This is a genomic window from Epilithonimonas sp., assembly GCF_032054305.1.
Classification (GTDB): domain Bacteria; phylum Bacteroidota; class Bacteroidia; order Flavobacteriales; family Weeksellaceae; genus Epilithonimonas.
This window is the reverse complement of sequence record NZ_DAMBSX010000001.1, coordinates 821,377-840,834: the sequence shown is the minus strand read 5'-3', so window position 1 is coordinate 840,834 and position 19,458 is coordinate 821,377. Positions and strand designations below refer to the sequence as shown.

Annotated in this window: 18 protein-coding genes; 8 read left to right on the top strand and 10 right to left on the bottom strand. The window is 35.5% G+C overall.

From position 1 onward, the window contains the following. The first annotated feature begins 22 nt into the window (after positions 1–22). From RTX21_RS03830 to RTX21_RS03820, 3 genes are all read left to right on the top strand, one after another. The gene (locus RTX21_RS03830) at positions 23–532 is read left to right on the top strand and encodes a YceI family protein (RefSeq protein ID WP_312765396.1); all 510 of its coding nucleotides are present in this window, start codon (positions 23–25) and stop codon (positions 530–532) included. Between the two features lie 265 nt (positions 533–797). Further along, positions 798–1,625: a 4,5-DOPA dioxygenase extradiol gene (ygiD, locus tag RTX21_RS03825; RefSeq protein ID WP_312765394.1), complete on the top strand. Its 828-nt coding sequence runs from the start codon at positions 798–800 to the stop codon at positions 1,623–1,625. Between the two features lie 48 nt (positions 1,626–1,673). Then, on the top strand, positions 1,674–2,849 hold the full coding sequence (locus RTX21_RS03820; RefSeq protein ID WP_312765393.1) for a hypothetical protein: 1,176 nt from the start codon (positions 1,674–1,676) through the stop codon (positions 2,847–2,849). A gap of 89 nt (positions 2,850–2,938) precedes the next feature. Here RTX21_RS03820 and RTX21_RS03815 read toward each other — a convergent pair whose 3' ends face one another. Genes RTX21_RS03815 through RTX21_RS03790 form a run of 6 tightly spaced genes read right to left on the bottom strand, consistent with a single transcriptional unit; the run spans position 2,939 to position 8,341 of the window. Then, positions 2,939–3,385: a GNAT family N-acetyltransferase gene (locus RTX21_RS03815; protein ID WP_312765392.1), complete on the bottom strand. Its 447-nt coding sequence runs from the start codon at positions 3,383–3,385 to the stop codon at positions 2,939–2,941. Continuing rightward, positions 3,385–5,097: a T9SS type B sorting domain-containing protein gene (locus RTX21_RS03810; RefSeq protein ID WP_312765391.1), complete on the bottom strand. Its 1,713-nt coding sequence runs from the start codon at positions 5,095–5,097 to the stop codon at positions 3,385–3,387. The genes RTX21_RS03815 and RTX21_RS03810 overlap by 1 nt, the downstream gene beginning before the upstream one ends. 12 nt (positions 5,098–5,109) lie before the next feature. After that, positions 5,110–6,597: a histidine ammonia-lyase gene (gene hutH / locus RTX21_RS03805; protein ID WP_312765389.1), complete on the bottom strand. Its 1,488-nt coding sequence runs from the start codon at positions 6,595–6,597 to the stop codon at positions 5,110–5,112. Between the two features lie 44 nt (positions 6,598–6,641). Next, positions 6,642–7,133: a hypothetical protein gene (locus RTX21_RS03800; protein WP_312765388.1), complete on the bottom strand. Its 492-nt coding sequence runs from the start codon at positions 7,131–7,133 to the stop codon at positions 6,642–6,644. 27 nt (positions 7,134–7,160) lie between these two features. Then, a complete protein-coding gene (locus tag RTX21_RS03795) occupies positions 7,161–7,688 on the bottom strand; it encodes a YfiT family bacillithiol transferase (RefSeq protein WP_312765387.1) in 528 nt (175 codons plus the stop codon). After that, on the bottom strand, positions 7,688–8,341 hold the full coding sequence (locus RTX21_RS03790; RefSeq protein WP_312765386.1) for an SGNH/GDSL hydrolase family protein: 654 nt from the start codon (positions 8,339–8,341) through the stop codon (positions 7,688–7,690). Before RTX21_RS03790 ends, RTX21_RS03795 begins: the two co-directional genes overlap by 1 nt. A gap of 213 nt (positions 8,342–8,554) precedes the next feature. On the opposite strand from RTX21_RS03790, the gene RTX21_RS03785 reads away from it, so the two are divergent. Continuing rightward, positions 8,555–8,806, top strand: coding sequence for a VF530 family protein (locus RTX21_RS03785; RefSeq protein ID WP_312765385.1), 252 nt, complete (start codon positions 8,555–8,557; stop codon positions 8,804–8,806). 60 nt (positions 8,807–8,866) lie between these two features. Here RTX21_RS03785 and RTX21_RS03780 read toward each other — a convergent pair whose 3' ends face one another. After that, a complete protein-coding gene (locus RTX21_RS03780; protein WP_312765384.1) occupies positions 8,867–9,244 on the bottom strand; it encodes a YchJ family protein in 378 nt (125 codons plus the stop codon). A gap of 266 nt (positions 9,245–9,510) precedes the next feature. Here RTX21_RS03780 and ccoG point away from each other — a divergent pair, with 266 nt between their 5' ends. Next, positions 9,511–10,953, top strand: a complete 1,443-nt coding sequence (gene ccoG, locus RTX21_RS03775; protein WP_312765383.1) for a cytochrome c oxidase accessory protein CcoG — start codon at positions 9,511–9,513, stop codon at positions 10,951–10,953. A 7-nt stretch (positions 10,954–10,960) separates the two neighbouring features. On the opposite strand, the gene RTX21_RS03770 is transcribed toward ccoG, so the two are convergent. Together RTX21_RS03770 and RTX21_RS03765 are read right to left on the bottom strand one after the other, a co-directional pair. Then, positions 10,961–11,848, bottom strand: a complete 888-nt coding sequence (locus tag RTX21_RS03770) for a helix-turn-helix transcriptional regulator (RefSeq protein WP_312765381.1) — start codon at positions 11,846–11,848, stop codon at positions 10,961–10,963. Positions 11,849–11,908: 60 nt separating this feature from the next. After that, positions 11,909–13,930, bottom strand: a complete 2,022-nt coding sequence (locus RTX21_RS03765; RefSeq protein WP_312765380.1) for a M3 family metallopeptidase — start codon at positions 13,928–13,930, stop codon at positions 11,909–11,911. 373 nt (positions 13,931–14,303) lie between these two features. Between RTX21_RS03765 and RTX21_RS03760 the strand changes: the two genes are divergently transcribed. Further along, positions 14,304–14,834 (top strand): SRPBCC family protein, encoded by a 531-nt coding sequence (locus RTX21_RS03760; protein WP_312765378.1) that lies wholly within the window; start codon positions 14,304–14,306, stop codon positions 14,832–14,834. A gap of 62 nt (positions 14,835–14,896) precedes the next feature. Here the strand turns inward: RTX21_RS03760 and RTX21_RS03755 are convergent, their stop codons facing one another. Beyond that, a complete protein-coding gene (locus RTX21_RS03755; RefSeq protein WP_312765376.1) occupies positions 14,897–17,719 on the bottom strand; it encodes an alpha-amylase family glycosyl hydrolase in 2,823 nt (940 codons plus the stop codon). A 416-nt stretch (positions 17,720–18,135) separates the two neighbouring features. Here RTX21_RS03755 and RTX21_RS03750 point away from each other — a divergent pair, with 416 nt between their 5' ends. Beyond that, positions 18,136–18,606 carry an Lrp/AsnC ligand binding domain-containing protein gene (locus tag RTX21_RS03750; RefSeq protein ID WP_312765373.1) on the top strand — a complete coding sequence of 157 codons (471 nt, stop codon included), beginning with the start codon at positions 18,136–18,138 and terminating at the stop codon, positions 18,604–18,606. Positions 18,607–18,665: 59 nt separating this feature from the next. Continuing rightward, positions 18,666–19,412: a deoxyribose-phosphate aldolase gene (deoC, locus tag RTX21_RS03745; RefSeq protein WP_312765458.1), complete on the top strand. Its 747-nt coding sequence runs from the start codon at positions 18,666–18,668 to the stop codon at positions 19,410–19,412. Positions 19,413–19,458: the final 46 nt, after the last annotated feature.

Sequence of the window (19,458 nt, the reverse complement as noted above, 5' to 3'; positions counted from 1 at the left end):
TTAACAACAAAATATTAAAATTATGGCAACTAAATGGTTATTGGACCCAACGCATAGCGAAATCACTTTCAAAGTAAAACACTTGATGATTTCCAACGTAAAAGGAGAATTCACGACTTTCAACGCAGAAATCGATGCAGAAGACGATACATTTGCGAACGCAAAAGTTTCAGCTTTCATCGATACGGATTCTATTTTCACCAACAACACAGACCGTGACAATCACCTGAAATCTGCGGATTTCTTCAACGCAGAAGCTAACCCGAAAATCACTTTCGAGGCGACTACTTTGAACGGAGATGTTACAGGAAACCTTACAATCAACGGCGTTACAAAACCAGTAACATTGGACGTGGACTTCGGCGGAATCAACTCTGACCCTTGGGGAAATACCAAAGCAGGTTTCTCTTTCGAAGGAAAAATCAAAAGAAGCGACTTCGGTCTGACCTGGAACGCAGCTTTGGAAACAGGCGGCGTAATGGTGAGCGAAGAAGTAAAACTTGCAGGCGAATTGCAGTTTGTAAAACAATAAAAGAATACAATAGTATTTATAGTTTGAGTTTTTTAAAGTATAAACAGAGTTCGCTTTGTTTATACTTTTTTTGATTTTGAGAATACATAAAAACAAACAGTCAATATAAAAACACAGCTTTGTCATTCGGTAGAAATCTCAACTGCTGAGATTCCTACCGAATGACAAATATTATGTTAAATTAAAGATTTGCTGAATCTGCCAAATCCGCGAGAAACAAAACTCAATCAAAACTTACTACATACTTACTTTTTTACAAAAAATTATGAACCTCAACGACCTTTCAAAAATATCTGACAACTTCCGAACCACAGAAAAGATGCCGGTTCTGTTTTTAGGACACGGTTCTCCGATGAACGCTATCGAGGAGAATGTTTTTGTTCAGGGATTCAGGAATATCAGCAAGGAAATCCCGAAACCGAATGCCATTATCTGTATTTCTGCGCATTGGTTTACGAGAGGAACTTTTGTAACGGCGATGGAAATGCCGAAAACCATTCACGATTTTTATGGTTTTCCAAAAGAATTGTTCGATGTTCAATATCCTGCAAAAGGAAGTCCGGAATTGGCTGAAGAAACGGCTGGATTATTATCTCCGGTTTTGGTGGAAGAAGACCACAATTGGGGATTGGACCACGGTGCCTGGTCAGTTCTCAGACACCTTTATCCTGATGCGGATATTCCGGTTATCCAGTTAAGTATTGATTATACAAAACCACCTCAATATCATTTTGATTTAGCAAAAAAATTATCCAAACTCCGCGAAAAAGGAATCCTTATTATCGGAAGCGGAAACATTGTTCATAATCTCCGGTTGATTGACTGGAAAAATATTGATACCGTAGGAGCCGGCTGGGATTGGGCAATAGAAGCACGAGAAAAAACCAACAATTGGCTTTTGGACGGCGATTTTCAAAAACTCATCGATTATCAGAAACAAGGTTCGTTTTTGCAATATGCAATTCCGACACCTGACCACTTTCTGCCAATGATTTACAATCTCGGACTGAAAGAAAAATCAGAAGAATTATCATTATTCAATGACTCGTTGATTGGCGGCTCATTGAGTATGACATCGATAAGAATTGGTTAATTTTTAAATAATTCTTTTTATAACTAAAAAATTAGTAATATTGTTTTAATGAAAAGAATATTACTTTTTTGCTTTTACTTTAGTTTTGTCTGCTGTTGCTTTTCTCAGATTATTTCAGGAAAAATCCAAACTGAAAATGGGAATTTGATTTCCAATGTTAATGTCTATCTTGACGGAACTAAAGTTTCAACAGTTTCTACTAATGACGGAAGTTTTCAACTTGATGTTCAAGGACAAAAAAGTGGAAATCTGATTTTCCAGAAAGATAATTACGAAACAAGTATTTTTCCACTTAATCAAGCTATCGGAAAATCAGTCAAAGTGATTATAAACCCTATTAAAGAGATTGAAGAAGTTGTCATTATTCCTTACACAGAGCAGGCTTATAAAGATTTTATCAATTACTTTTTAGATAAATTTATTGGGTTTGATAGGGAAGGAGTTTCTATAAAAAATCAACGCACGCTTAAATTTTCTTACGATAAAAAGAATCAATTTCTGAAAGTAAAAGCGCCACAGACTTTGATTATCGAAAATAAAAATCTAGGTTACAGTATTCAATATAATCTCATCAACTTTGAGGCGGATTTTAAAAACAAAACCAATAGTTATTTAGGAACTTCTTTTTTCAAAGAAACCAGCAATAAGAAAAATGTAATTCTCAACCGGATGAATGCTTACCAAGGCAGTTTGATGCATTTTTTCAGGAGTCTTTATAACAATGAATTAGAAAAGGAAGGTTTCATCGTCAATCACGCCAAACGAATCCCGAATCCAAAGTACCCAACTGAAGCTGAATTGCAGAAGCTGGAAGATTATTTCAGTTTTATGAGAACTCAGAAAGTGATGACTGTAAATCTATCGCCGGAGTTGGAAGAAATCTCGCAGCGAAAAAATAAAAATTCTCCATTCGTCTTAGCAATTCTAAAGACGAAAATCAAAGAATCTGATTTCGCGAAACGTAAAGAAGGCAGACTGTTCCTTGATTTTAATGACTTATTAATGGTCAATTATCAGAAGTACTATTACGAAATCAAGAAAGATGAATTGATCAAATCGGCCAATGCTGTTTCTCAATCATCACTAATACATCCCGAAGCAGCAGAATTTGAGATTTTTCCGGAAGGTATTTGTTCGGAACCGGATTTGTTGATTTTGGAAGAGAGTTTTTCTAATCAAAATGTTTCGAAGATGCTGCCACTGGATTATCAGTTTGGGAATTGATTTTTTATTTTGAAAAGTTAAATATCTCGCTGATTTTGCAGATTCAGCAGATAATTACGTTAGAAAATCTGCAAAATCAGCGAGATATTTTATAATTCTTTCTCAAAACAAATACTATTATCAACACCAATATACTGTCCATAATTCGGAATAATTTTGTATCCACATTTGTTGTAAAGTGCAACAGCTTCCGTTTGTCTTTTGCCTGTCTCCAGAACTGTTTTTTCGTAACCTAATTCTTTTGCCCAGGTTTCTAATTCGTTTAAAATTTTAGAAGCTAAACCTTTCCCACGTTTCTCAGGAATTGTGAACATTCTCTTCACTTCCATCGATTTTGAATCCAATTCTTTTATCGCTCCACAAGCTACAGCTTCACCATTATCATAAATCACTATGCAATGTTTCAGCATATCGATTTTGTTGTATTGATTATAAAAAGTGTGTTCATCGCCATCCATCACAGCGAGATAAGCATCCAATTGTTTTACGAGATTTTGGAAGTGTGGATTTTCTGAGGTTGTTCTGAGGGTTTTCATTAATAGTTCTTTAGAATAATATAGTTTGAGTAAATTAGATTTCCGCTTTCAGTTATAGCATACCAATAGTTGTCAGATGGAAGATTTTGACCTGTTTTGTCTTTTCCATTCCATTTAAAATTGTCATCTAATTTTGTTTTCAAAATTATACCCCCTGTTTTTGTAAAAATTGTAATTTCATAATTATTCTTTACAATTGAATAATCAAAAGTAAAGTAATCATTTTTCCCGTCTCCATTAGGAGTAATCAGATTGAAAGGGATATTTCTTTTAAAAATTTCTTTACTCACACAGTTTTTTGAATTTTTCACAGAAAATACCAGATCTCCAAAGGGGAAATCATAAAAATAGCTGCTGTCTTGCCAATTAGAATGATTAATACTATAAAGAATAGGAATATCACTCCCGCTTGCAAAAACATTAATATATTTTTTTTGTAGATCTACATTATTGATGAAAATATCAGATTGGTTTACTATGGTTTTTTCAGAAGATTGACATTGTGTTATTTTATTTTTGGTAATAACTTCATATTCGCCTTTTTGAATTGTTTTCAGGCTGGCTGAATTTTCTGCTGGCAATAAAACGCCATCCAAATGCCATTGAAAAGAATAACTGGCTTCATCTAGACCTGTCTGTAATACCACAGGCGTGTGATCACCATTATAACACACTGTATAAGCCTTCTCAATTTTTATTTCGGGATATTTATTAATAATTAAATCAAAAGGGAAAATACCAATCAATGTATTGTTTTGCAAATTATCAATTCTGATATAGATTGTTTGGAAATACGGTGTTTTGTTGGTGTAAGGAAAGCTGATGGGATTCTTTTGGATATTTGCATCATTTATATTTTCATAAACGGTGTAGTTTATTTTGAATGCCTCGTGTTTACCCGCTGCTCCCCACCATCTCATATTGGTGGAATTTTTCAGGACTGTTCTGGTTGACATATCATCAACATTTATCTCATAAAGCTCATCTGGTGTTACACCATATAGTTTTCCATACTCGGAAGCTAATCCATAAGTCCTTTCTTTTATTTGACCAAGATCTTTGTAAGCGATGAAATTATTGTTACTATCAACTTCGACTTCGAAAAGAGAATCATAAACGGAAGTCCAGGATACATAGAATTTTCCATTCACTTTTACAAAATCACCAGATGGTCTTCCATAGCCAAAATTTTGCCAAGGAGAAAAATTAAAAAGCGCATTCTTTTCTCCTCTATAGACAATTGAATTTCCCTGTCCTGCATATAGATTATCTAAGTCATCAAAAGACATCGATTGAATTTCATAGCTTAGATTTGTTGCATTGGGGGAAAATGTACATTTTTCTTCATCAACTTTGTAGATTGAAGTAGGACTTTTTCCACCGGATACAAAAATTTCTTTTTTTGAATTAATTGCAATTTCATAAACAACCTTAATACTATCATTAGGCAAACATACATTTTCGATAGCAGGAGAAGTTGATAGGTTTTTAATTTTAAGAATACCTTGGTCTGGGCTTGATATGTACACTTCTGCTTCGCCAAAAAGGTCTGCGAAGACCATTTCCTTAAATAAAGTATAATCTATCTCTTGGAATTCATATCTACCATTTTTATTGACATCGCAAATTTCAAATTTATATTTTGATTGAGAAAATGTTAATAAAGAATAGAAAAAGAAAAATACTGTTAGGATATTTTTAGGGAGTACCATTTGTGTAACGATTTATGCGACTATAAATTTCTTCTCTCTAATCAACTCCGCAATCTTTAAAATATCTTCCCCAATCAATCGGTCGTCTTCTAATTTTGGAACCACAGAACGGATGATGTCATAATTTTTCTCAACAATTTTAGAACATTTTGCTGGTCTTCGGAATTCCAAACCTTGGGCAGCGAACATTAATTCGATAGCTAGAATATTTTCCAAATTCCCCAAAATCTGATTAAATTTTCTCCCCGAAATACTGCCCATAGAAACATGGTCTTCTTGTCCTAAACTTGTCGGTATAGAATCTGCTGAAGCTGGGAAACAAAGCGTTTTGTTCTCTGTCACCAATGCTGCGCTGGTATATTGCGGAATCATAAAACCGGAATTAAGCCCGGAGCTTTCTACTAATAATTTCGGTAAACCATATTTTCCTTCGAGAAGAAGATAACTTCTTCTGTCAGAAATATTTCCTAATTCTGCGGCAGCTAATGAAGCATAATCCAAAGGTAAAGCCATCAATTGTCCGTGGAAATTACCGCCGGAAATCGATTCTTCTGCACTGAGAACAATTGGATTATCGGTTACAGAATTTAGTTCTGTTTCTGCCATTTGTTTCAGATGTTCAAAGGCATTTCTGCTCGCGCCGTGAACCTGCGGAACACATCGCATAGAATATGGGTCTTGAACTCTGTCACAAAATTCGTGTGACTTTAAATTATCTGAATCTTGCAAGAAATTTCGCATTCTTTCTGCCACTTTTTGGCTTCCGTCGAATGGACGAATCTCGTGCAATTCTTTCTTGAATGGACTTGCAGAACCACGATAAGCTTCCAAACTCATTGATGCCGTCAAATCTGCCAAATCCAAAAGATATTCGAATTTTGCCAAACCTGTAATCGCATGAGCTAGAATAAACTGAGTTCCATTAATCAATCCCAAACCTTCTTTCGGGCCGAGTTTCAACGGCTGAATGTTATTTTTTTCCAAAACTTCGGAGGTGACTTTGATTTCGTCATTTTCCCAAACCTGCCCTAATCCCAAAAGCGGTAAAACCAAATGGGCCAACGGGGCCAAATCGCCAGATGCGCCAACAGAACCCTGTTCCGGCACAACCGGAATAATATCCAGTTCCAGCATCAGAATCAATCGTTCGATAACGTCTAATGAAACACCCGAATAGCCTTTCGACAAAGCATGGATTTTGGAAATCATCATTATTTTGGAGATGTTCTTATGAATGGGTTTTCCGACTCCAACAGCGTGGGAGATAATCAGATTGTGCTGAAGCTGTGCCGTTTCTTCTTCCGATATTTTGACATCGCAAAGTGGTCCAAAGCCTGTATTGATACCATAAACCGTTCTGTCAGATGCTACAATTTTCTGAACATTCTGTTGCGATTTTATGATTTGGTCTTTTGACTTTTGATTGAGTTGGGCTTTGGAAGGATTTTTTAAAATCTCTAAAACATCCTTATATCCCAATTGGTTGATTCCGTAAATCATCACTGAAAAAATTTTGGCTAAAAGTACACTTTTCGGGAGGAATTTTATTTATTAAAATGCTTTAAATTAAAAAGAGAAGAAATAAACAAGATGACAAAACTGCTTAACCACAAATAGAAGCCTAAACCTAATTCAGTAATTTTTGATGTTGAACCAGATTCGCTGATTAAAATAGAATTTAAATTGGCGAAAATTATAGCTAATAGGATTGAGATTAGACTCATTAAAATTCCTGCTTTTAATGATTTATTTATTAAAAAAATTGAAATTAAAAAGATAGGATTTGCTAGCCAAATAATAAATGGAATAAAACCTCCGCCCAAAAAGCTCATCCATCCAAGAGCAAATAGAAACAGAGAATTAGAGTAGGCATCTGAGTCAATTCTGTCAATAAAAAATGCAGGTTGAAATAATGAAACAATGAAAACAATTATACTTAATAGTATAAGCACAGTCTTGATATTTTTAGTTTTCTTCAGATTAAATAAGTTTTGTAACAAGCAAAAAGATTGTATATTTTTTATAGCTGTATTCAACGTATTTTTTTTCCATTTAGATTTAAATCAAAACCCCAACTCCTTCGCCTGACGAATATGAGCCAAATGATGACGACAATGCCATCCGTAGATCAAAATATTTTCTTTGAGCGAAATCTTCTCCGATTGTTCCGGATGAATCAATTCTTTGTTCAAATCTTCTTCGGAAAGACTTTTCAAAAGGTTAACCCATCTTGTGTGCAGAGCTTCCAAAAGTTGCAGCGATACCAAAGGCGAAAGCTGATTGTCAGGCAATTCTGCCCAAAGACTTTCTTCATAAGGTTTGATGGTCGGCAGATTTTCCGTCAATGCCAATTTGAATCTCACGTAACTGTTGATATGACTGTCGGCACAATGATGAACGATTTGTGAAATCGTCCAGCCATCCTGTCTGTATTTCAACTTTAAATCTTTGTCGTCAAGATTTTGAATCTCAGCCTTAACAAGATTGGGGAAATTTTCTATTTCCGAAATGGCGGAATTGATGATTTCTTTGGTAATCAATTCCGGTTTTGAGAATTTCCCAACTGGATATTTTAGTTCTTCCAAATTCATTATTTTAAATTCTTCATCAGGATAGCTTCCATTTTTTCGTAACCCAATTTATTCGGATGGATGCCATCTTCCGCGATTTCTTTTGGCAAACCATTTTTGTCGTCCTTCAAAACTGAGTGATAATCTACATAGGTCAGGTTATTTTTCTTGGCATAATCTTTAATCATCTGATTCAGTGCAATGACTTTGTCGGCAGGTTTCATATCCTTTCTCCATGGGAAATCGTAGGCCGGAAGTGCAGAGCAAAGTACGATTTTGATGTTATTCGCTTTGGCCAATTCTGCCATAGAAACGATATTACCAAAGACTTTGTCCAAAGAGATCGGACCTTGATTTTCCGCAATGTCATTGGTTCCTGCAAGAATGATGACACGTTTTGGTTTCAGTTTAATAACATCTTCTCTGAATCTCAGAAGCATCTGCGAAGTTACCTGTCCGCTAATTCCTCTTCCTACAAAATTATTCTTCTTAAAAAATTCCGGGTCTGTGGAAAACCAGCCTTCTGTGATAGAATCACCCATAAACACAGAGTTTGGAGCAATATTTTGGGAAAGCACTTCCTTATTTTGTTTTTGATATCTGCCAAAATTGGCAAAGTCCTGAGCGTATGACATTGTTGATAGTAATAATAGAGCAAATGCGATGGATTTCATATTTTCAAATTTGATTATCAAATATAGGAAATAAGAATAATGATACATTTTATTTCTTATTATTTAGCTGAACTAAGCGCCTTTATCTCAATTTTTTTATTGATGTAAAGGAATCGATGAATCTTCGATTTGCGAACCTTAAAATATTTTCAATAATTATAAAATAAATCTTTGCGGACTTGGCGTTCAAAATAATATCAATAATTTTACAAAATGGAAAACACTTCGAAAGACCCTTTGCACGGAAAAAGACTGGATGCGATTCTGGAAGAACTGCTGGAATATTACAAAGGTTACGGCGAATTGGGCAAACAAATCAACATCAAATGCTTCACCGGTGAAAATCCGAGTGTGAGTTCTTCTTTGAAATTTCTCAGAAAAACCGATTGGGCACGGGCAAAAGTGGAAAGTTTGTATCTGTATGTTCTGAGGCAAAAGAAAAAGCAAAAGCAATCGAAGAAATAAATCACCACAAAAGGCACAAAAGAGAACTCGTGATAAGAAAACTTTTGTGGTTAGAAAGAATTAATCCAAAAATTCTCCGCTCACATAAAACCAACGGTTCTGGATCATCTTAAATTGTGACAACTCGTGATGAACCTGAGGATTTCCTTCTTCATCAATATAAAAAGCTTTGAACTCTACTTTATTAGTTGAAGGTTTGTCTACAATTTCCAATTTTGTCCATTCATTGATTTCGCCCCATTCCTGCAAATCTTTTTTGTTGTGAAACTGTCTTTTGTTTGGAGAAGTCGTTTCCCAAAGATATTCACCGTTCGGGATGGCAAAAGCAGAAAAACGCGAACGCATCAATGCTTCCGCAGTTGGCGCAAATTTCTCTTTCAGATGATAAGGCTGGCAACAGTCTTCGTACAGTTTTCCGGAACAGCAGGGACAAGTCATTTTTATTAAGATTTCTGACCCCGAATGTACTAAAACTTGAAAATATCTCAGCCATATCACAATGGTTTTTCGGAGAATTAAAAAACTGATATTTATTAGCCTCCAAAACCTGAAAATGTCCTTATTGTCCTATTTTGTAAGTCAATGTCATTAGACCGAAGTTACCAGTAGAAGTAATTTTGTTTAGGGAAATGATTAGGCGGATCCTTATTTTAAAATTTAAAGATAAGATATTGATTCAATTTGTTTCCTGATATATTAAGATTATGGATACAAAAGAAAATAGTATAAAAAATTCAGATAAAATAGAAGAAACATTCAGAGATTCTGTTGGAACAATGGATGGGACGGGAACAAGAAAATGGGTTTTCCCAAGAAAGCCAAAGGGAAAATACACGAACTACAGAGAATATGTCGGGTATTCGCTGATTTTTTTATTTGTGATCATGCCTTTTCTGAAGATCAATGGAAATCCTGTTTTGTTGATCAACATTTTGGACAGAAAATTTTTTATTTTGGGACAGCCTTTTTATTTGCAGGATTTTTTCATTTTGGCTTTGGGAGCCGTGACTTCCGTTATTTTTGTAATGCTTTTCACAGTGGTTTTCGGAAGGATATTTTGTGGCTGGATCTGTCCTCAGACCTTATTTATGGAAATGATTTTCCGTAAAATCGAATATTGGATAGAAGGCGACCGAAATAAGCAAATGAAACTGAATAAACAAGCTTGGGATGAAGAGAAAATCAGAAAAAGAATACTCAAATGGTCTGTGTTTTTGGTGATATCGTTGCTGATAAGTCATATTATGTTTATGTACATCGTTGGTTATGAGGAGACGTTTAGGATTATGATGAGTGGTCCTGCAAAATATCCGACAAACTTTATTGTGATGTTGGTATTCACAGGGATTTTCTATTTTGTTTTTGCCTGGTTCAGAGAGCAGGTCTGTACTTTGGTTTGTCCTTATGGAAGATTGCAGGGTGTTTTGATAGATAAAAATACAGTCAATGTCTATTATGATTTCAAAAGAGGTGAGAATCGTGCAAAATGGCGAAATGGCGAAGACAGAGCGATTGCAGGAAAAGGCGATTGTATAGATTGTCAGCAATGTGTCGTGGTTTGTCCAACGGGAATCGATATCAGAAATGGACAACAATTAGAATGTATCAATTGCACGGCTTGTATCGATGCTTGTGATGAGATAATGGAAAAAGTAGGGATGCCAAAAGGGCTTATCCGATACGCGACCGAAGCCGAGATTGAAAATCAGGAAAAATTCAAATTTACAGCTAGAATGAAGGTAACTACTTTTGCGCTTTTTGCATTGATTGGTGTTTTGTGCCTGCTGATGTATGACCGAGGTTCGGTTGAAGCTAAGTTTATCAGACCAGCTGGTGCAGCTTATTTTGTGAGAGACGGAAAAATTACGAACACTTTTACCTACACGATTCTCAATAAGTCCAATGAGAAAAAAATGATGACAATAAAAGTCCTTTATCCAGAACATTCTGAGGTGACTTTTGCAGGTAAGGAAGATATTATTGTTAAAGGAGATGCGATAATAAAAGGGAACGTCAATATCAGTTTCCCGGAAAACGAGGTGAAGTTGTCGAAACAAAATATAGAAATAGGCGTTTTCGATGCCAATGGAGAAATGCTGGATTCCTACAAAACTTACTTCGAAGGCCCATTCAGATTCCAGTTTTAAATTGACATCAGTGCTTATGGTCTTTAACAAAAGCCGAAGGCGTCTGTCCTGTTTTTTTACGGAATACTCTTGCGAAATAAGAATATTCCTCGTAACCTAACCGGAAAGCGATATCCACAAGACCCTCATCAAGATAGATCAGCATTCTTTTGGCTTCCAGGATTGTTCGGTCGGCTATGATCTCCGAAACGGTTTTCTGAACAACGGTTTGAGTGATTCTGTTAAGATGTTTGGTTGTGAGGTTCATCCATCGGGCATATTGAAAAGCCGATTTTTCTTTGATGAAATTTAATTCTAATAATTCTTCAAAGTGTTGATAATGTTGGATGTGAGAGGTGTTTGCGTTCTGTGTTCCAATGATTTTTTCTTGTGAGAATAATCTGACCGTTTCTATATATAATTGAGAAATCAAAGACAAAATAAGATTTTCCGATAACAAAGCTGATGAAGAATTTTCATTACCAATTTTGATAAAAAGATTTGAAAATTCAACAATATTATTCGTCTCTAATTGAAGTTTCCTTGGATATTGAACAGAACTGAAAAACGGATATTGTCTTAATTTTTCATTCACGAAATGAAGGTCGAAGAACTCCTGTGAATGAAAAAATATAAATCCATCAATATCTTCCGACAATTGCCAGCTGTGGACTTGTCCAGGAGACATAAAGAAAAGACTGCCTGGAGAAACGTCATATTTTTGAAAATCAATCTCGTGAATGCCATTTCCTTTCGTGAAAATCATACAAGCATAAAAACCGTGACGATGAGGTTTTTCTATATGTCTGTGACTTTTTAATAAATGATTTTTAATCGAATTGAAATAAAAATCAGAATGCTTTGCTCCGGACTGAAACAAATCTATATTCAAAACTGATATTTCGTTGTGATTCATTTAATGAGTAAGCAACTATAAAGGAAATTCGGTCAGGCAAACCGAATTCCCTTTTGTGATTTATTCCCCAAAAGCCCTTTTCAGCAAACTCTCAACCTTTGGTTCTCTTCCTCGGAAATTTTTGTACAATTCCATTGGGTTTTTTGTTCCACCTGAGGAGAGAAGAATTTTATATTTCGCAGCAATTTCCGGATTGAAAATTCCGTTTTCTTTGAAATATTGAAAAGCATCAGCATCTAAAACTTCCGCCCATTTGTAAGAATAATAACCCGCAGAATAGCCACCTTGGAAGATATGCGAGAAACTTGGACTTGCTGCAGTTTCCGGATTACTTGGATAAATATTGGTCACCGCAGTTTTCTCCACTTCAAACTCTTTCACACTCTTATTCTCCAATGCTCCGACTTCTGTATGATAAGCCATATCCAATAATCCAAATCCAAGCTGTCTCAAAGTCTGATAACCTTCCATAAAAGATTTGCTTTGTGATAATTTTTCTATTTTTTCGGTTGGAAGAATTTCTCCGGTTTGGTAATGTTTTGCGAATGTTTTCAAGAATTCCGGTTCATAGCAATAGTTTTCCAAAAACTGAGAAGGCAATTCCACAAAATCCCATTTTACTGATGTTCCCGAGAGGTTCGAATATTGCGTGTCTGCCAAAACACCGTGAAGTGCGTGCCCAAACTCGTGAAAAAGAGTAGTGACTTCTTGGAAAGTTAATAAACTAGGCGTGTCTTTCGTTGGTTTGGTGAAGTTGCAAACAACCGAAATATGCGGACGGGAATTTTCTCCGTTTTGTTTGTATTGATTTTTATAACTCGTCATCCAGGCGCCGGCACGTTTCCCTTTCCTTGGATGATAATCGGCGTAGAGTAGCGCTTTGTAATTGCCGTTTTCTGTGATTTCGTAAGTTTTCACATCCTGATGATATTTCTGAACATCAGTAATTTCTTTAAACTCTAATCCAAATAATTTTCCGGCTAATCCAAAAACAGCTTCCTGAACTTTTTCCAATTGTAAATACGGTTTCAGTTCTTCATCATCAATATCGAATTTTTGCTTGCGTAATTTTTCTGCATAAAAAGTGTGGTCATAGCTTTGGATATCATCGATTCCGTCAACTTTTGCCAAAGATTTCAATTCTTCGATTTCTTTTTGAGCGTAAGGTGTTGCTCTTTCAAGAAGTTCATTTAGAAATTCGAAAACTTTTGCTGGCGATTGTGCCATTCTTTCTTCCAAAACAAAATCTGCATAATTCTTATAACCCAATAATTCTGCTTTTTCCTGACGAAGTTTTACGATTTCTTTAATCAAATTCTGATTGTCAAACTCTCCATCATCAAACGATTTTTTGCCATTAGCTAAAGCGAGTTCTTTTCTCAGTTCACGGTTTTCAGCGTAAGTCATTGCCGGGAGATAGCTTGGATATTGCAAGGTAATCAAGTAACCTTCCAGACCTTTTTCCTTTGCATCTTCTTCATATTGCTGAAGAATCGCTTCCGGAATTCCTTTCAATTTGTCTTTATTAGTGATATGTTTGAAATAAGCGTTGGTTGAAGCCAAAGCATTTTGTCCGAACTGAAGCGACTTGATGGATAAATCCATATTGATTTTCTCCAGTTTCTTTTTGTCTTCTTCGCTTAATAATGCACCGCTTCTTACAAAACCTTTATAAGTTTCATTGAGTAACATTTGTTGTTCCTCGTTCAATGACAAAGTGTCTTTTTGATCGTAAACACTTTTGATTCTTTCAAATAGTTTTTCATTTTGAGAAATCTTGGATGAAAATTCTGTTAAAAGTGGCGAAACTTCCTGTGCAATTTTCTGAATCTCGTCATTGGTCTCAGCAGAATTGATATTAAAGAAAATATTGGAAACTCTGTCCAGTTGTTCCCCGGAAAAAGCCATTGCTTCAATAGTATTTTCGAACGTTGGTTTTTCAGAGTTATTTGTTATTTCATCAATTTCTTTTTCAGAAGTTTTGATCAATTCCTGAAAAGCAGGCAGATAATGTTCTTCTTTGATTTCCTCGAAAGGCGATGTGGTATATTTGGTATTGAATTTTTCTAATAATGGATTCATTCTTTTGTTCTTAATTTATATTTAATGTAAAAAGCTCTTCGACTCCGCTCAGAGTGACAATTCTATTACTATTTGTTTTTAGCGATGTCAGGCTGAGTATTTCGACTCTGCTCAATATAAACTTAGTCGAAGCCTTTTTCTTATGGAGTTGAATTCACAAATTTAGTACCTAAAGTTGAAAGTATGACAAAATTGCGCCCCGACTTGAGTGGAGCTCTTTTTCTTTTTTGATAAAAAGAAAAAAGCGGGAACGGAAGGCGGATAAAGGCGCCCAAATCATCAATAATAAAAATGGAAAATAATTATTATCATAGGAAAAGTTTTTGTGTCTAAATTCTTTTTAGATTTGTTTTAAACTTAAAACTAATTTATTATGAAGAAATTTTTAAAAATCATTAGCGTCATTGTGGCAATAATCATTGCTTACTGTGTGATTGCAATGTTGTTTTTTGACAGTAAATGTCATAACAAACAATCTCTCGTTATCAATGCACCGAAAGAAAAAGTGTGGCAGAATGTGAACTCGATGAAAACTTTTAACACCTGGAATCCCTGGATGAAAATGGATCCGAACCTGACTGTGACTTATCGTGGGAATAGTGGCGAAGTTGGCGATGGCTACCATTGGAAAGGAAATGATGATGTTGGTGAAGGGGAACAGGAGATTACAGCAATTGTCCCAAACGAAAAAGTCGCCACAAAAATACATTTTATCAAACCAATGGACGACAATGCGACTTCGGATTTGCTTCTTGCTAGTGAAGATTCCGGAACCAAAGTTACCTGGACGATTGATTATGAAATTGAAATGCTTTTCAAACCAATGAAACCGCTAATGACCTGGCAAATGAACAAATCGTTCTCGGAAGGTCTTGGGAAACTGAAAGAACTTTCTGAAAAATAAAAAACAAAAAACGCCTCAGCTAGCTGAGGCGTTTTCATTTGATTTGAAAATTTATTTTTGTCTTATTTGATGATTAGTTTAGAAACCGCTAAACCTTCATCAGACTTCAATTGTACTAAGTAATTTCCTGTTCCGATTCCGCTTACAGAGAATGTTTCGTCTCCTTTTGCAGATTTCAGTCCGAAAGATTTTACCAGTTTACCGTTAAGGTCGTAGATATTGATTTGTCCGTTTTTAGCTTTGTTGTATCTGATTTTCAATAATCCGCCAGTTGCAGGATTCTGAACGATTTGTAATGATGTTTTATTTGCGTCAATCTTTGTTTCGTCAATTGCCAAAGCCGTCTGATTACCAAAAATTCTGAATTCTCCAGGCTGAAGCACAACAGTTGTGGAACTATTTGCATTCATAGAAGAATTGTCCATCAGGTTATACCATGTTCCGGCATACGGAAAACTAGGAGTGACAGTTTGAGTGGCAGTTGTAAAGTTGGCTACTACAACTACGTTTTTCAAAGAAGTTGAAGGTAAGGCATCATTCCAAACAAAAATTCTAGGTAAAAGATTTCCTGATTCCACTGTGAAAGTTGTTGTGTCAAAAACCTGACTAGATAATCTAATGGCTAATATTTTTGACCAAGTGTCGTAGATTGCTTTTCTGCTGGTATCTGTATCATAACCTAAAGTAAAAGCTACTGGTTTTGGAGATGTTCTGCAATCGTTACTGATCGTTCCGTTCTCACATCTGTTGATACTGAACTCATATCCCAATTCGCCGAATTGCCAAATCATTTTTGGGCCAGGAATAGTAAAGAAAACTGCACCAAAAGCTTTTTGTCTTTCTAATGCGGTAGCTAATGTTTTTACACTTCCGTTTCCATAAGTTAGATTCTTATACATCAGACGCTCTTCATCGTGACTTTCTCCATAGCTTACATTTCTTCTTTCGGAAAATCCGTGATTTTCAAAATCTGCTCTGTTAAAATTGCTGTTAGAGTCATAACCCATGGTGTTTTGTCCGAAAGGGCCTGTCAAATTATCCCACATCATTACGCCTTTTCCTTCATTGACTCTGTAGTTTGCCCATTGTTGTTCTTCCTGGTCTCCTCCAAGATGTTCAAAAATGATATAAGAAGTCGGGTCATATGACCATTGATAATCTGAGTATAATTTCAGAACATCAACTCTGTCTTGTTGGTAAGAACCTGTGCAAGATTCGTCAGACGCTGTACAATTTTGAGTGAATCCTTTTGTTAAATCCCAACGGAAACCATCAATTTTATATTCAGAAATCCATTGTTCCAAAACTCTATTGACGTAATATCTTGTTTCAGCCTTAGAGTGGTTGAAATCGTAGAATACACCATAGGAATGTGTTGCCAATTGATTGAAATAGGGATTGTTTGAAGCAACTCCTCCGTAGCTGCCATCTGTGCTTGTTGACCACAGTCTTTCTAACGGAGACCTTCCTGTCGCATGATTAAGGGCAACGTCAAGAATTACAGCAATTCCGTTTTGGTGGCATTTGTCAATAAATTCCTTGAATTTTTCAGGAGTCCCGTAAGCTTTATCTAATGCCAAATGGAATCCAGGATTATATCCCCAGGAATTATTACCATCAAATTCCATTACAGGCATCAGTTCGATGGCATTGACATTTAATCCTTTGATGTAAGGTATTTTATCAATCAAAGATTGCCAGTTCTGCTGAGCTGTGAAATCTCTTACCAAGGCTTCATAAACAATAAGATTTTGTTTTGCTGGTTTTTGGAAATTTGCAACGGTCCAGTTGTAAACGGGTTTAGCTGTTTGAATTACAGAAACATCATATTGCTGCCCTGCCGGATATTTCATTGTGGTTTGAAGGTCCGGATAGGTCGTAGAAGAGATCCAAGGATCGTCATCAGGAGATAAGACCAATGTTGAATATGGGTCTGCAACTTTTACACCATCGCTTGTTCTGTATTGGAAAGTGTTAACTTGTTGAGGTGTAAGACCCGTGATCTCTATCCAATATAAGTTTGCATTGGTGGCGTCTCTTTTCATTAAATAATTGGAAGAGATCTGCCAGTTGTTGAAACTGCCAATTACATGGACATAACTTTTGAACGGCGCATACAGAGCCAAACCTACTTTTGTTGCATCGTTTGGATCATAAGAGATTCCTTGTTTCATATAAGATGGCATTGTTGCGGTCTGTACATTTGGTGTTGGAGAGATGCTGAATTTTGACGTTAGTACGGTTCCATCCGCTACGCTTGTGGCTGTAAGCTCGATTTGATTGTCTGTCGTAATGTTGTATGCAGTAAACATCGATGAAACATTGTTCGCTGTATAGATGATATTTCCATTAGATTTTACAACATAATTTGCCGGTAAGGATGTACTGTAAGAAATCGGATAGTTGCTTCCGGAAGCAATGAAGTTAACTGTTCCGTTTTTCGGAGTTGTATTAACGAACTGGAATTTGCCAACTTCAGAGTAGATATCCTGGGATTGTCCGTTTCCTGTTTTCGTTTTTAATAGAAAGCCAATTCTTCCAAGCCCGGTTCTATTATAGAAAGTTCTTGGAACAAAGGTAATGGTGTATGTATCATTGCCAGAATTGTAGGTCAATTTGTTAGCTTCGTTAGAAGAAGCCCAGGATCCGTTGGTTGGACAGTCTTGGCTATTAGCATCATTGCTATCGTATGACCATGACCAGAGATACAATGCGTTATTGGCGACCCCCCAAGTGGATTCGTTGATACTGCTTCCATTAAAAGTGATTGTAATGGATTCGTCTTCGTTAAAAGCAGACGGACTGATGGAGTAGGTCACCGTCTGTGTCTGCGCAAAGGCTGAGATTGCAATAAAGAATGCAATCAGGTTGTAAAAAAATTTCATAAGGTCTATATATGAGGATAAATATATACTTTTTTCTTGATTTGATACTTTTTTTGTTTTTTAGGGTTTTATTTTTTTTAATTTGTTGATATTTAGTATTTTGTGATTTTTTTGAAAATGTCTTTTTCTTTACAATGTGAAATTTGTTTTAACCGAAAGTTAACCAAAGGTTTCTTTGTTTTTATAATTATAATTGCAGTTTTTTGTATTGTTTTGAAAAATAAAACGTGATATATTTTTATAGTTTACATTATTTTCTATATTTTTACAATTAAATAAAAAATAATAAACATTTATTTTAATTGAATGTTGAATATTGTGATATGAGATTATTCTAATATCTTTGACACTCAATTAAAAATGTAAAGCTCATTTTGCGATTAATTTAATTTTCAATCAAAAATCATCAATAAATTATGAAAAGTGCATCTGAATCAGGTTATCATCTAGACGGAGTTGATAAAGAGATTATTTATATGTTAATGGATAATGCTAAAACTTCTCTTGCACATATTTCCAAACATGTTGGAATCTCTACAACTGCGGTTCATCAGAGAATCAAAAAATTGGAACAGGCTGGAGTTATAGAGAATTCTATCTCTTTTCTTAACCCAAGAAAAATCGGCTACAAAGTGGTTTCTTACATTGGGGTCTTCTTGGATCAGCCTAGCCATTATCAGGAAGCCATCAAAAATCTTAATTTGGTAAATGAGGTGGTAGAAGCGCATTACACGACAGGGAATTATACTATTTTTCTAAAGGTTCTTTGTAAAGATAATGATCACCTGATGCAAATTCTTAACAAGATCCAAAAGCTGAAAGGTGTGACAAGAACAGAAACAATTCTTTCTTTGGAACAAAGCATCAGCAGACAGCTGAAAGTTTAAAAAATTTTATATAATCACGAAAGGATACAAATAATTTGTATCCTTTTTTTATTTTTGTAATTATGGAAATCAATCAATATTTAGACTCAACATACCTGAAAACGCCGGAGCAATCTGGATTGACAGAAGAGCAGACTTTTGAAAAAGTTAGAGAATTGACAGATGAGGCGATTGCTTACAACTTCAAAGAGGTGATGATTCGTCCAAACTATGTTAAGCTCATCAAAGATTATTTAGTTTCGAAAAACTCTGAAGTTTTGGTGGGAACAGTTATTGGTTTTCACGAAGGAACTTATTCCTTGGAAGACAAATTGAAAGAAGCTAATCAAGCTGTTCTGGATGGAGTAGATGAGTTGGATTATGTTATCAATTATGAAGCTTTCAAGGCTGGAGAATTGGATCTGGTGAAAAAAGAATTTGTGGAAGGAACAAAGTTAGGTCTTGATTTTGACAAAACTGTAAAATGGATTATTGAGATCGCTGCACTCTCAGATGCTCAAATTGCTGATTTGACAGCCAAAATTTGGAAATGGGCACAGGAAAATTTTGAAGAAAAAGATTTTTCCAGAATCTTTGTTAAATCATCAACAGGATTTTATGTAACCGAAGGCGGAAAGCCAAATGGCGCAACTTTCGAAGGTATGAGAATAATGCTTGATAATGCAGGGAAACTTCCTGTGAAAGCTGCGGGTGGTGTGAAAACGCCTGCCGGTGCAGAAAAAATGATTAAACTGGGAATACAAAGAATTGGAACGTCTTCTGCAAAAGCACTTCTTGGAGAAGGCGAAGTTGGAACTGGCTATTAAATAAATCTCATACAACATAAAACCCTCTTGAACTTTCGAGAGGGTT